Origin of the sequence: Bacillus cereus group sp. BfR-BA-01492, assembly GCF_022662815.1 — a bacterium.
GTDB classification, from domain to species: Bacteria; Bacillota; Bacilli; order Bacillales; family Bacillaceae_G; genus Bacillus_A; species Bacillus_A cereus_BD.
The window spans coordinates 299,159-312,315 of record NZ_JAKUEH010000003.1 but is presented as its reverse complement, the minus strand read 5'-3'; the positions used below and the strand labels follow the sequence as shown (position 1 = coordinate 312,315).

Below are 13,157 nucleotides of genomic sequence, written 5' to 3'. Positions count from 1 at the left end.
TTCTCATCGACACATTTATAAAATAATGAGATAATAAAAGAAAATTCAGATTTATTGAAAAGAGGTGTTTCTACATGAAGAAGCACCTCTTTTCACCAAAAAAGAGGGGGGAAATGTATGATTCAATCGAATATAAGTTTGGAGACATTGCTGCAATCATTGCAAGCAACAAGACATGCATTATTATCAGAAGTTGAAATGTTAAATGATACAGACGTAAACATAAAACCACGGCGTGATAAATGGAGTATCATTCAAATTATGCATCATTTACATTTAGTGGAGCAGTCTGTTACATCTGCGCTTGTATATGCTCTGCAGAAAAGAGAAGGAAAATTCGTTCCATTTAAAGATCTCCAGTTAATGCTTGATCGAACGTATAAACGCGAAGCTCCTCAACAAATGCAACCTACAGAAACACTTATGAAAAAACAACAAGGAATTCAATTACTAGAACACTCAAGACAAGAGCTACTTCATACGCTTCATAGTATTATAGATGAAAAAGAACTATACCAAAATTCATTAAAACATCCGGTTTTTCAAGAACTTAGTTTGTATCAATGGATTCAATTTCTTGATTTACATGAACAAAGACATCTTACCCAATTAAAAGAGGCGAAACATGCTATTTTACAAAGATAGTCACCTTTTTATAGGCAAGAAAGTGAGTGAGCGATTGACTCACTTTTTTATTAGGATGAAAGAATTTTTTCTGATCATACTTGGAATAATACAAAGATAGAAAGGAGCTGAGAATATGTCCAAAAAGAAGAAAGAAGAAGAACGCGCTTGGAAAGCAAGGAAAGAAAATCAAAAGCCACATGGAAAAGTAAAAGCTTTTGCTGAACTTGTAAGTGAAACGGAAAAAACGTGATGGATTGTCATCACGTTTTTTTTCTAAATAAGGATAAAAAAATTAGATATTTCCCTGATTCTGCACAGTATGATACAATATGCTTTGTCAACGAAAGAAGAAATTCCATGTTATAACATGGGAGAGGTTCGCGAACTCCCTCTATAAAAAACTATGAGAACAACAATATCTTAAGGTATTGTTTTGTTTTTTTATTATGACAGTTCAAGAACGTTCTTTCTTCTTATTTATAATAGAGAAGGAGAATGAGTAAAATGAAAAAAGAGAAAGCAGTTGTTGTTTTTAGTGGTGGTCAAGATAGTACAACATGTTTATTTTGGGCTATGCAACAGTTTGCAGAAGTAGAGGCTGTAACGTTCAACTATAATCAGCGTCATAAATTAGAAATTGAATGTGCAGCGAATATTGCAAAGGAGTTAGGAGTTAAGCATACAGTACTCGATATGAGCCTTTTAAATCAACTTGTTCCCAATGCTTTAACAAGAACAGATATCGAAATTACGCATGAAGAAGGTGAATTACCATCTACATTTGTCGATGGACGAAATTTACTGTTCTTATCATTTGCAGCTGTTTTAGCGAAACAAGTAGGAGCGCGTCATATTGTAACTGGCGTGTGCGAAACAGATTTTAGTGGCTATCCTGATTGTCGTGATGTATTTGTAAAATCATTAAATGTTACATTAAATTTATCTATGGATTATCCGTTTGTCATTCATACGCCGCTTATGTGGATTGATAAGGCGGATACATGGAAGCTATCAGATGAATTAGGTGCATTTGATTTTGTGAGAGAAAAGACTTTAACGTGTTATAACGGAATCATTGGCGATGGATGCGGTGAATGTCCAGCATGTAAACTTCGCAAAGCAGGGTTAGATACGTACCTACAAGAACGCCAAGGAGCGAAGGCATAATGGAACAAAACTTCTTCGGTTTTCGTATTGTAGAAAACTTACAAAAAATAGATAAGGATATTCAGCGTCAACAATTAAAATATCATAATAAACGAGTAATGGTCAGCAAGGAATTTACATTCGATGCAGCTCATCATTTGCACTGCTATGATGGGAAATGTAAAAACTTACATGGGCACACTTATAAAGTTGTCTTTGGAATTAGTGGATATGTAAATGAAATTGGTATTGCCATTGACTTTGGAGATATAAAAGAAATTTGGAAAAATGAAATTGAAATTTATTTAGATCATCGCTACTTAAACGAAACATTACCAGCGATGAATACGACTGCGGAAAATATGGTCGTTTGGATTTATGAGAAAATGACAGAGGCATTAACAAAAGGAAACCGAGCAGAAGAGTATAAAGGAGCTCGAGTTGAATTTGTCCGTCTGTTTGAAACACCGACAAGTTACGCAGAAGTAAGACGGGAGTGGATGCTCGATGAGTAAAATCCCCGTTTTAGAAATATTCGGTCCAACTATTCAAGGAGAAGGAATGGTTGTGGGCCAAAAAACGATGTTTATTCGTACAGCAGGATGTGACTATAGTTGCGCATGGTGTGATTCTGCTTTTACTTGGGATGGATCGGCAAAAGATCAGATTCGACAAATGACTCCAGACGAAATTTGGAAGGAACTTATTGAGATTGGTGGAGAAAATTTTTCACATGTAACAATTTCAGGTGGGAATCCAGTGTTACTGAAACATATGAAAGAACTTTTAGAGATATTAAAAGAGAATAACATTCGGACCGCCATTGAAACGCAAGGGAGTAAATGGAAAGAATGGCTTTTGAATATAGATGAAATCACAATTTCACCGAAACCGCCAAGTTCAAAAATGAAAACAAATTTTACGATGTTAGACTCAGTAATAGAAAGATTAGTAGATAAAAATATGAGTTTAAAAGTAGTTGTATTTGATGATGATGACTTTGAATACGCAAAGAAAGTTCATGAACGTTATCCGCATGTACCATTTTTCCTACAGGTTGGAAACGATGATACAAAAACAGCAGAGGACGCAGTGTTAATTCCTAAATTGTTACAGAAATATGAATGGTTAATTGAAAAGGCGGTTCATAGTAAAGAAATGAATGATGCAAAAGTATTACCTCAGCTTCATGCCTTAGTATGGGGAAATAAGCGAGGCGTATAAGTGATAGAAGGGATGTTTAAAGATGGCAGGAAGATTAGATGAAGATTTAAAAGATGTAACGTTGCTTGGAAATCAAAATACAAAATATTTATTTGAATATAGCCCGGAAATTTTAGAGACTTTTGATAATAATCATCCAAATCGTGATTATTTTGTGAAATTCAATTGTCCTGAATTTACAAGTCTATGTCCAAAAACAGGACAACCAGATTTTGCAACAATTTATATTAGTTACATTCCTGAGAAAAAAATGGTGGAAAGTAAATCGTTAAAGTTATACTTATTTAGTTTCCGTAACCATGGTGATTTTCATGAGGATTGTATGAATGTGATTATGAACGATTTAATAGAATTAATGGATCCGCGTTATATTGAAGTGTGGGGGAAATTTACGCCACGCGGTGGTATTTCAATCGATCCATATTGTAACTATGGGCGCCCAGGTACGAAGTATGAGAAAATGGCAGAGTATCGCATGATGAATCATGATTTATATCCGGAAACAGTTGATAACCGTTGATGAGAAAGGATCTGTACGTTGTGTACAGATCCTTTTTATCTAGGAAGTTATGCATATTGATTAATTACGGTATAATTTTTATGGTTTACAACTGTAAGAGGTTCCACATCTAATTCTCTAAAATTCTCCATAATTGTTATATCAACAATAACGGAATTTTTATTTACTTTTTGAACACGTCCTTGCATGCCGTCTTTAAATTCGATAATATCCCCAGTCTTTGCGATTTCCATGAACAACGCTCCTTATTACAGTTTTAGCAAAAAATAAATTTTTTTCTAGTTTCTTCTATTTTGAACTATATTTTTTCGTTTGTAAATGTTTCCAAAGAGGGAATTTGAAAAATGTTTATTTTTCATAAGAAATTTGTAAAGATATGTTGAAAGGAAGAAAGGAGATAAAATTGTGATGAAGTTACTATATAGGAGTATAATAAAAGAAAGAGTTTCATAAACAATGATTGATTCTGCTATTTTTAAGATGAAAATAGGGATGATGACCAGCTAATATACTAGAAGCTAGGAGCGACAGCGATGTTATTTGAAATTGTAGGAAGCTTTATTACGATTCTTTTATTTCTATTTTCATATAAGCAATTAAAAACAATTCGTCATCATGATACGAATACATATTTTGATGGATTGGATGGATTGCATGCTATTTCAACACATGAAAGCGGTTCAGATATGTAAGAGTATGTCTTTCTTCCTCTCCATGGTATGATGACAATAAGAAATCCGTGCATCATTATATGGTTGATGAGCGGTGAATGAGGAGGGAAGAATATGCGAATTTCTTTTATCCGTCACGGTCGCTTGAATCATTGTGTAAATCCAATGACAGTTACTGCGTTTCATGAATGGCTGAAATGCTATGATGAAGAGGATATGAGGGCAGAGGAAAGTATACCACGTGAAACGATTGAAGCGATTGAATCTTCCAATTTAGTTGTGACAAGTAATCAAAAACGTGCTGTGCAATCAGCAGCAGAGTTAACAAACTCTTTATCTTTTATCCAAAATAAACTTTTTCGAGAAGTAGAGGTACCATCTCATTTTTTTGCTCCCAAGTGGATAAAATGTAAACCAAAAATATGGACAATAGTAGGGCGTACGTTATGGATCATAGGTTACTCTAAAGGGGTTGAATCGTATCGAGAGGCACGGGAGAGAGCGAAGCAAGCTGCTGATACACTTATTGGTTATGCCCTTGTTCATGGCCATATTGCGCTTGTAGGTCACAGTTATTTTAATACGATGATTGGTACGGAATTACGTACGAGAGGTTGGGTTGGGCCACCTATCTTTCATAGAAAGCCGTGGGGATGTACAGAATATACATTTCATGAAGCTTTAAACGGAACGAAATTAAAAACGAATTTAACATAACAGCACACGATTCAAACGGTGAATCGCGTGCTTTTTATTATGAAACGAAAGTCTTTTTTAAGAGCGGTTTTACTAAGTGAGCATACGGCTCACCTACAAGCATGACAGTCTTGTCTTCTTCATAGCCAAGTTTTTTATATAAAGAGAAAGCTCTTATGTTTTCTAAATTTACAAGTAATGCAATTTTTTCATACCCCTTGTCCAAGGCATTATTTTCAACTGTTTTAATTAATTGGGAGCCAATTCCTCGTCCGCCATATTTGCTTGAAACAGATAATGTATCGATATAATACTCATCTAATTCCGCTTCTTTTTCTAACGTAATAGTTGAATCTTGGTGTAGTTTTTGCAGGTGTTTTACAATTGGAGCATCGAGCTGTTTTGCATGACTTCCGTGGTAAGCAACGATAATTCCAACTGCTTTCCCATCTAATTCTTCAACGAAACAGTTTTCATAGCTCAATCGATTCCCTGTTTTGGAAAACCAATCTTCAAGGCCTTTTAATACCTCTGTTTTCTCTTTTGCACCGGTGAGTTTTTCAGCAATTTCATGCAGAGCATTATACAATAGCGGAGCGATTGCGCTCGCATCTGTTTTTTTTGCTTTCCGAATCATAGTATCCCTCCTAATTGTTAATCTTATTGTAACATAAAATAAAGTTTGAAATGCTTCATAATAGAGAGAGCTTTTTAAAGAAGCTATAATAAGATTGATCATGTAAAATAAGGTGAATCATTTGTTTAGTTCGTAAGAAACATAGAGATTTCCTCACTTTAGGTTTATAAGTAGGTAGCCGTCGTTCGATGATTCGGTATGATACTTCTTTCCGAATTAAGATAAAATTACCGTTGTCGACTGGTAAAAGATAAGATAGAATATTGCAGAGAGGTGAAATACATGGATAAACAATTAGCAAATACAATTTTAGATCAATTGAAAAATGGTGAGATAAAAGAGTATGTTGTAACAAAAGATGTATTTTATACGTTTCGAGAAGTTTTAGTAGATCGAGAAGATTTTAAACATTTTATTGGAAATGCACAGCGCGGTGGGCAGGTTATTTATACATATACGGAAACCCCACGTTCATAATAAGAGGTAAAGGAGAGGCGATTTATGGGAGAGTTTAAACAAGGAGCTTTGCCGCATTGGGACTATATGTGGAAAGATGAAGCTGGGAGAAGGCTTGTTGGCATGGTTATGTTTCCTGAGAGACGAAAGCATATGAAAGAGATCGTGGAAAGAATAAAAGTTGCTTATGAGCAAGGGAACAGAATTGAAACGACAGTAAAAGTGCAACATACATATCAACATGTTGAAGGAACTGTTGTATATTTTGATGAAGAGGCACCAGTATTTACGATTCAAGATAAAGAAGAAAATTTTCATCACATTTTTATAAAAGATGTTTCAAAGTTAAATATTATAAATGGATAAAAAGTTTCGTATAGTATGATGCACTTGTTTTACAATCCAGTCGCACGAATAAATATATGGATGTGCGTTCATAATTGTCTTTTATCATTGTAATGATATTTTTATTATGTAACAAAATGAGTATATGTATTTAGAGAATCGTATTTCTGATTTGTACAATATAGATAATGTGTAACCGGTTTCGAACAGATTACAACATACAGTCTGTTCTTTTTTGTGTGTGCTGGAGAAAAGGAATTCTCCAGCATTTCCCGTTTTTCACAAAAATGATTCTTAACATTTTTGCGAAAATGGTTAAATTCATTGACAACTTTTTTGAAAAGCACTTTATTGACATGAGTTTTAGAATGTTGTTTCATAGTCATTGTATTAAAAAAAACGACTGTTTATGTCGAAAAGTAAAAGTTAAAAAAAGAAAGAATTTATACATATATCTTGTGTCTTATTTTAAAACGTAATACAATATATAGGGAAATCAAGAATCGGCAGCGAGATATAAAAGGAAGAAAGGGAGGGTCGGAGATGTTAATTGCATATGATTCTATGACAGGGAACGTGAAGCGTTTCATCAACAAATTAAATATGCCGGCCGTTCAAATTAGTGAGGACCTAGTAATAGATGAAGAGTTTGTACTTATTACGTATACAACAGGTTTTGGAAATGTGCCAGAACGTGTTTTAGAATTTTTAGAACGCAATAATGCAAATTTAAAAGGCGTATCTGCAAGTGGCAATCGCAACTGGGGAGATATGTTTGGAGCGAGTGCAGATAAAATTTCAATCAAATACGAAGTACCTATTGTATCAAAATTTGAGTTATCTGGAACAAATAAAGATGTAGAATATTTTAAGGAAAGGGTGCGGGAGATTGCGACACATTGAACTGAATAATGAAATCACGCAAATGCAAGATGGTTTCTATCAGCTTCATAAAGATAAAGAAGCATTGGAAGTCTTTATGGAAGAAGCGAGAACGAATACCATTCATTTTGATAACGTGGCAGAACGAATAAAGTATATGATTGAACACGATTATTATTACAACGTTTTGGACGAGTATAAGTTGGAGGAAGTAGAAGCAGTATACGATATTGCGTACGGAGAAAACTTTAAGTTCCAATCTTATATGGCAGCATCTAAGTTTTATAAAGATTATGCGCTCAAAACAAATGATCAAAAGCAATACTTGGAAAGCTATGAAGATCGTGTAGCAATTGTATCCTTATATTTGGGACGCGGTGATGTGAAAAAGGCAAAACAATTTGCGAGCATGATCGTGAAACAAAACTATCAACCAGCGACACCAACCTTTTTAAATGCCGGCAGAAGCAGAAGAGGAGAAATGGTGTCTTGTTTCTTGTTAGAGATGGATGATAGCTTAAATTCGATTGGGTTTAATATTAATACGGCGATGCAGTTATCAAAAATCGGTGGCGGAGTAGCCTTGAACTTATCTAAGCTGCGTGCACGCGGTGAACAAATTAAAGGGATCGAGAACGCAGCAAGTGGTGTTGTACCAGTTATGAAATTGTTAGAAGATTCGTTTTCATATGCGAATCAGTTGGGTTAACTTATGGCTCAACTATAAAACCGGGTCAATTGCTGGAACGCCTGAGTATATCGAGGTAGGATACTACGAAGAAATTACGTAGCGCCCCCTAAAAAACCAAGATTGCAGGAAATCAGCAGCCGAGCTCCTAAGTCTATTAGATATGGAGAAGGTTCAACGACCAAGTAGTTATGTAGGTGACTATATAGCTCGAACCTGGCTTCTCAAACCAACCAAATTCAAAGGGTGTGTCTAGTTATGGGGAGAACAAAGAGCTTTATAACAAAAATATGTCCTATTTGTAAAAGTAAATATGAGGTTAATCAAAAGAACAAACAGGTACATCAAAAACATGATGAGTGGCTAAACAAAGAATTTGGTGAGAAGAAGATATGGTCTGAACTCTATAGCGATATAGAGAGGGTAGCAGAAATGACTATCCCCCATACGTTTTAAGGTATGGAGTAACAATATGCAAAGAAAAGGTGCCGGTGCAGTATATTTAAACATTTTCCATTGGGATATTATTGAATTTCTCGATACAAAAAAAATAAATGCCGACGAGAAGAGCCGTATTCAGTCTCTATCAATCGGTATTATCGTTCCAAGTAAGTTCTTTGAGCTTGCTGAGAAAAATGAACCATTCCATGTTTTCGCACCATATACAGTATATAAAGAGTACGGAAAACATTTAGATGATATTGATATTGATGAAATGTATGATGAGTTAATGAGCAATCCAAATGTGAAGAAAAAGCCACTAGATTTAAGTGCGCGTGATATGCTCATTAAGATCGCGATGATTCAGCTTGAGTCTGGTTATCCATACTTAATGTTTAAATCGAATGCGAATCAGCAACATCCATTAAAAAATATTGGAACTGTGAAGATGTCTAACCTTTGTACAGAAATCTTCCAATTGCAAGAAACATCCGAAATTAACGACTACGGTACAGATGACATTATCCGTCGTGATATTAACTGTAACTTAGGTTCATTAAACATTGTAAACGTAATGGAGAATAAAGAAATTCGTGAAGCGGTACATGCAGGAATGGAAGCTTTAACAGCTGTTTCTGATATGACTGTTATTCCAAATGCACCAACTGTGAAAAAAGCAAATGATGAGCTTCATTCGGTTGGACTTGGTGCTATGAACTTACATGGATATTTAGCGAAAAATAAAATCGCTTATGAAAGTGCAGAAGCGAAAGAATTTGTTCGTACATTCTTTATGATGTTAAACTACTACTCGATTGAAAAGAGTATGGGTATTGCGAAAGAAAAGGGCGAAACATTTAAAGACTTTGATAAGTCGGATTATGCAAATGGCACGTACTTTGAAAAGTATGAAACAACAGATTACAGCCCTGTAACAGAGAAAGTACAACAGTTATTTGAAGGGATCTATATTCCAACAAAAGAAGATTGGACAAGTCTAAAAGAAGAGGTTCAGAAGTACGGTTTATACAACTCATATCGTTTAGCTATTGCGCCAACACAATCGATTAGTTATGTTCAAAATGCAACTTCAAGCGTAATGCCAATTGTAAGTCAAATTGAATCAAGAACATATGCAAATGCGACAACATATTATCCAATGCCGTACTTATCAAAAGATACGTTCTGGTATTATAAGTCTGCTTATGATATGAATCAGTTTAAACTGATTGATTTAATTGCAGAGATTCAAGAGCATATTGATCAAGGAATTAGTACGATTCTTTATGTAAATAGTGATATTTCTACACGAGAGTTAGCGCGTTACTACATTTATGCACATAAAAAAGGCTTAAAGAGTCTGTATTATACAAGAACGCGTAAGTTAAGTGTGGAAGAATGTGTAGCTTGTACGGTTTGATGTAATGATAGTTGATGAATGATATACAACTTAAAGGATAAGACATCATGAGCAGGGTTTTTTAACCCTGCTCATGCTTAGTTATAAATTTTAGGTTCTCTCATTTATGGATATGTTGTGAGTAGAAAGTCTGAGTTTAGAGAGGATTTCATTATAAAAAAGAAGGGGCGATTCAATGCGTGCGGTAAACTGGAATAAAAAAGAAGACGATTTTAGTTTAATGTTTTGGAAGCAAAACATCGCTCAGTTTTGGACAGAAGAAGAAATCGCAGTATCTTCTGACAAAAATACTTGGGCGCAATTATCAAAAGAAGAACAAACGACGTATAAGCGTGTATTAGGTGGCTTAACACTTTTAGATACAAAACAAGGTGGCGAAGGGATGCCACTTGTGCTTGTACATATTGAGAATTTACAAGCGAAAAGTGTATTAGCTTTCATGGGTGCTATGGAAGAAGTACATGCGAAGAGTTACAGTCATATCTTTACGACACTTGCAACAGAAGAAGAAATTGATGAGATTTTTGATTGGGTGGATCATCATCCATTACTTGAGAAAAAAGCTGGTATTATTACAGGATACTATCGCAAGTTATTAAAGCCACAAGTAACGAAAAAAGAGTTGTACATGGCAATGGTAGCGAGTGTATTCTTAGAAAGTTATTTATTCTATAGCGGTTTCTTCTATCCTCTATATTTAGCAGGACAAGGAAAATTGACTGCAAGTGGTGAAATTATTAACTTAATTATTCGTGATGAAAGTATTCACGGCGTATTCGTTGGTCTTTTAGCACAACAAATCTTCGCTGAATTGTCTGCAGAAGAACAAGAAGAAGTGCAAAAGGAAACACAAGATTTATTAATGGAACTGTATGAAATTGAAACGGCATATACAGAAGAAATTTATACGTCTATTGGTCTTGTTGAAGAAGTAAATCGCTTTGTTCGTTACAATGCAAATAAAGGACTTATGAACTTAGGATTAGAACCACGCTTTGAAGAAGAAGAAATTAACCCAATTGTTTTAAACGGTTTACGTACGGATACGAAAAACCATGATTTCTTCTCTGTAAAAGGGAATGGCTATGTAAAGGCAACAAATGTTGAAAAATTATCAGATGATGATTTTGTATTTGATTTTTAATAGATGACAGAGGAAACAGGAGGCAAAAGCCTCCTGTTTTTTTCTATTTGCTGTATTACTACTAAATGATTAGTAACGAGTAGGATATCCATTTTTTCATGTATTTATTAAATAGTTTGCATAATGTTATTATTTCACAAAAGTGTTTCTATGTCTTATGATATGGAAAAATGAATAAAGGGAAACGGTATTTTACTATTTTAGGGCTGCAAATCATCTTGACGATGAATCTTATGATTCCGTCACGTTCTTTAGAATTGACATGATGTAAATAGCATTTGAAATGTGCACATGAGTAGGAGCAATCCATACTATTTTTTGTAATCATTTTCATATGAGTATTTACAATCCTTTTGTATCAGTGTACTATGGAACTAGTACACTGATACAAAAGGAGGGGAGAAATGAAAATCGAGTTTTCTCCAAACATACCAATTTATATTCAAGTGATGGAATACATAAAAAAAGAGATTGCAACTGGTCACTTATCACTTGGTGATAAAATTCCCTCTGTTCGTGAACTAGCAAGCGAGTTACAGGTGAATCCAAACACAATTCAGCGAACCTTTCAGGAGTTAGAGCGAGAGGGTATTGTCATAACTCGTAGGGGAATGGGACGATATGTAACGAGCGAAGGAGAGAAAATTATGGAATTGCGTAAAGAGATGGCCAAAGAACTGCTGGATTCTTTCATAAATGGAATGGATCATTTAGGGTTTTCTGGAGATGAAATCCTCTCTATCCTTCGTTCTTCATTAGAAGAAAAAAGGGAGGAGAAAGGATGACGAATTTACTTGCGATCAAAAACCTATGGAAGAGGTATGGTTTAAAGACCGTGATTCGGAATGTGAATTTGGAGATTACAGAAGGAAAAATCATTGGTCTTGTTGGGAATAATGGAAGCGGAAAAACAACGCTATTAAAAATGATGGCTGGTTTACAACATCCTTCAGAAGGAAATATTACAATTGCAGGAAAGAAAATAGGATTAGATACGAAAAAGGTTGTTTCATTTATGCCAGATTATCCTGTATTTGATGAGTGGATGACTGTAAAAGATGCAATATTTTTCTATCGTGATTTCTATCAAGATTTTGATATACAAAAATCGGTAGATACAATTGTTGCATTCAAAATACCGTTAGAAGAGAGAATTACAGCTTTATCAAAAGGAATGGTTGAAAAGCTACAGCTCATTTTAACATTTTCTAGAAAAGCAAAGCTTTACATATTAGATGAACCGCTTGGTGGGATAGATCCAATATCACGAGAGCATGTATTAGAGCTTATTTTACAGTTTTATCGAGAAGATTGTACAATTATCATTTCGACACATTTAATTGGTGAAATTGAAAATATTTTTGATGAAGTTCTCTTTTTAAAGGATGGAGAAATTGTGCTTCATGAAAATGTAGAAGAACTTCGTTTTCAAAAAGGGAAAGCGGTGACTGGGTTGTTTAAGGAGGTGTTTAGTAGGTGAGCGGATTACTACATTATATGTGGAATTGTAATAGAAAGAGGTTTATTATTTCATTTTTTATATTTATATTTGTCATGGCTATATTATGTGCACAAATGAATGTACAGTTAAGTGGTACATCTGATAAAAAGCAAATGGAACTCTTTTTTATTATAGTAATGTTATATATATTTGGTATGTTGCTTTCCTTTATACAAACGGTAGCTACCTTCTCAAAACTTTTAAAAAATCCACTGATTCGTTTAAGTGGGGTTTCCGGGGGGAAAATAGTATGGGGAATGGTTTTATTCTTATTTGCAGTGATGATAGCATGGGAAGTTGTAGCTGATTGTCTATTATATATTTTGGAGATTTTGGCAATACCGGGTTCGACATTGTTTCAACTATTGAATGAAGTAAAAGATATGACAAGAATGGAATGGTTTTTGAATTCTTTTATAGAAATGCTGAAAATAGAAAGTATTATGGTTCAAATATTATTTTTAATCGTACTAATGAAATGGTTAATTAAAAAGAGGAAGCTGCAATTCTTCTTCATCATTGTTTCCTTTCTTATTTTAAATGCAATCTTTAAAGGAATGTATGCAGGTTTAGGGAAAGTAACGACAACATATGAATTCACAAAAAAAGTAATTTATTTAAGCGGTGAAGGATTAGAAATGGGTATGTATACAGGAACAACTATTAATATATACAATATTAGTTTTGCTTGCATGATAAGTTTAGTATGTATGTACGCAACAGTCTACATCATCAACAACAAACTAGAAGTCTAAAGGA

At 34.4% G+C, this 13,157-nt stretch carries 19 protein-coding genes, 1 pseudogene and 1 riboswitch; of the genes and pseudogenes, 18 read left to right on the top strand and 2 right to left on the bottom strand.

The genetic code is table 11. The features are described from left to right. The first annotated feature begins 117 nt into the window (after nt 1–117). From MR063_RS06865 to queF, 6 genes are all read left to right on the top strand, one after another. Nucleotides 118–645 carry a DinB family protein gene (locus tag MR063_RS06865; RefSeq protein ID WP_242195518.1) on the top strand — a complete coding sequence of 176 codons (528 nt, stop codon included), beginning with the start codon at nt 118–120 and terminating at the stop codon, nt 643–645. Nucleotides 646–760: 115 nt separating this feature from the next. Beyond that, entirely contained in the window at nt 761–877 is a 117-nt protein-coding gene (locus tag MR063_RS06860; protein ID WP_242142505.1) for a DUF6254 family protein, read from the top strand. A gap of 117 nt (nt 878–994) precedes the next feature. Further along, nucleotides 995–1,038, top strand: a riboswitch (PreQ1 riboswitch). Between the two features lie 93 nt (nt 1,039–1,131). Continuing rightward, nucleotides 1,132–1,794 (top strand): 7-cyano-7-deazaguanine synthase QueC, encoded by a 663-nt coding sequence (gene queC / locus MR063_RS06855; RefSeq protein WP_242195515.1) that lies wholly within the window; start codon nt 1,132–1,134, stop codon nt 1,792–1,794. Further along, nucleotides 1,794–2,288 carry a 6-carboxytetrahydropterin synthase QueD gene (queD, locus tag MR063_RS06850; protein WP_242195512.1) on the top strand — a complete coding sequence of 165 codons (495 nt, stop codon included), beginning with the start codon at nt 1,794–1,796 and terminating at the stop codon, nt 2,286–2,288. Before queC ends, queD begins: the two co-directional genes overlap by 1 nt. Continuing rightward, a complete protein-coding gene (gene queE, locus MR063_RS06845; RefSeq protein ID WP_242142508.1) occupies nt 2,281–2,997 on the top strand; it encodes a 7-carboxy-7-deazaguanine synthase QueE in 717 nt (238 codons plus the stop codon). The genes queD and queE overlap by 8 nt, the downstream gene beginning before the upstream one ends. Nucleotides 2,998–3,019: 22 nt before the next feature. Continuing rightward, a complete protein-coding gene (gene queF / locus MR063_RS06840) occupies nt 3,020–3,517 on the top strand; it encodes a preQ(1) synthase (protein WP_011984146.1) in 498 nt (165 codons plus the stop codon). 47 nt (nt 3,518–3,564) lie between these two features. Here queF and MR063_RS06835 read toward each other — a convergent pair whose 3' ends face one another. Next, entirely contained in the window at nt 3,565–3,750 is a 186-nt protein-coding gene (locus MR063_RS06835) for a YkvS family protein (protein ID WP_242142509.1), read from the bottom strand. Nucleotides 3,751–4,050: 300 nt separating this feature from the next. Here MR063_RS06835 and MR063_RS06830 point away from each other — a divergent pair, with 300 nt between their 5' ends. Next, complete coding sequence (locus MR063_RS06830) at nt 4,051–4,209, top strand: hypothetical protein (protein WP_242142510.1); 159 nt, start codon at nt 4,051–4,053, stop codon at nt 4,207–4,209. A 93-nt stretch (nt 4,210–4,302) separates the two neighbouring features. Beyond that, nucleotides 4,303–4,905 carry a histidine phosphatase family protein gene (locus MR063_RS06825; RefSeq protein ID WP_242195509.1) on the top strand — a complete coding sequence of 201 codons (603 nt, stop codon included), beginning with the start codon at nt 4,303–4,305 and terminating at the stop codon, nt 4,903–4,905. 37 nt (nt 4,906–4,942) lie between these two features. Here MR063_RS06825 and MR063_RS06820 read toward each other — a convergent pair whose 3' ends face one another. Then, complete coding sequence (locus MR063_RS06820; protein WP_242195506.1) at nt 4,943–5,521, bottom strand: GNAT family N-acetyltransferase; 579 nt, start codon at nt 5,519–5,521, stop codon at nt 4,943–4,945. Nucleotides 5,522–5,803: 282 nt separating this feature from the next. Between MR063_RS06820 and MR063_RS06815 the strand changes: the two genes are divergently transcribed. The 10 genes and pseudogenes from MR063_RS06815 (at nt 5,804) to MR063_RS06770 (ending at nt 13,153) form a co-directional block, all read left to right on the top strand. Further along, entirely contained in the window at nt 5,804–5,998 is a 195-nt protein-coding gene (locus MR063_RS06815; RefSeq protein ID WP_242142513.1) for an abortive phage infection protein, read from the top strand. Between the two features lie 24 nt (nt 5,999–6,022). Beyond that, on the top strand, nt 6,023–6,343 hold the full coding sequence (locus MR063_RS06810; protein WP_242195502.1) for a hypothetical protein: 321 nt from the start codon (nt 6,023–6,025) through the stop codon (nt 6,341–6,343). Nucleotides 6,344–6,865: 522 nt separating this feature from the next. Further along, entirely contained in the window at nt 6,866–7,225 is a 360-nt protein-coding gene (gene nrdI / locus MR063_RS06805) for a class Ib ribonucleoside-diphosphate reductase assembly flavoprotein NrdI (RefSeq protein ID WP_087098101.1), read from the top strand. Next, nucleotides 7,212–7,910, top strand: a pseudogene (locus tag MR063_RS06800) (ribonucleotide reductase N-terminal alpha domain-containing protein); the annotation flags it as partial. The gene nrdI and the pseudogene MR063_RS06800, both read left to right, overlap by 14 nt. Before the next feature lie 240 nt (nt 7,911–8,150). Further along, nucleotides 8,151–8,348: a hypothetical protein gene (locus MR063_RS06795; RefSeq protein ID WP_242195499.1), complete on the top strand. Its 198-nt coding sequence runs from the start codon at nt 8,151–8,153 to the stop codon at nt 8,346–8,348. Continuing rightward, nucleotides 8,338–9,753, top strand: coding sequence for a ribonucleoside-diphosphate reductase subunit alpha (locus MR063_RS06790; protein WP_396021822.1), 1,416 nt, complete (start codon nt 8,338–8,340; stop codon nt 9,751–9,753). The genes MR063_RS06795 and MR063_RS06790 overlap by 11 nt, the downstream gene beginning before the upstream one ends. Nucleotides 9,754–9,928: 175 nt before the next feature. Next, complete coding sequence (nrdF, locus tag MR063_RS06785; protein WP_242142515.1) at nt 9,929–10,897, top strand: class 1b ribonucleoside-diphosphate reductase subunit beta; 969 nt, start codon at nt 9,929–9,931, stop codon at nt 10,895–10,897. Nucleotides 10,898–11,301: 404 nt separating this feature from the next. Next, nucleotides 11,302–11,682: a GntR family transcriptional regulator gene (locus MR063_RS06780; protein WP_242195496.1), complete on the top strand. Its 381-nt coding sequence runs from the start codon at nt 11,302–11,304 to the stop codon at nt 11,680–11,682. Beyond that, complete coding sequence (locus MR063_RS06775; protein ID WP_242195493.1) at nt 11,679–12,377, top strand: ABC transporter ATP-binding protein; 699 nt, start codon at nt 11,679–11,681, stop codon at nt 12,375–12,377. The genes MR063_RS06780 and MR063_RS06775 overlap by 4 nt, the downstream gene beginning before the upstream one ends. Then, on the top strand, nt 12,374–13,153 hold the full coding sequence (locus MR063_RS06770; protein ID WP_242195490.1) for a hypothetical protein: 780 nt from the start codon (nt 12,374–12,376) through the stop codon (nt 13,151–13,153). Before MR063_RS06775 ends, MR063_RS06770 begins: the two co-directional genes overlap by 4 nt. Nucleotides 13,154–13,157 lie beyond the last annotated feature (4 nt).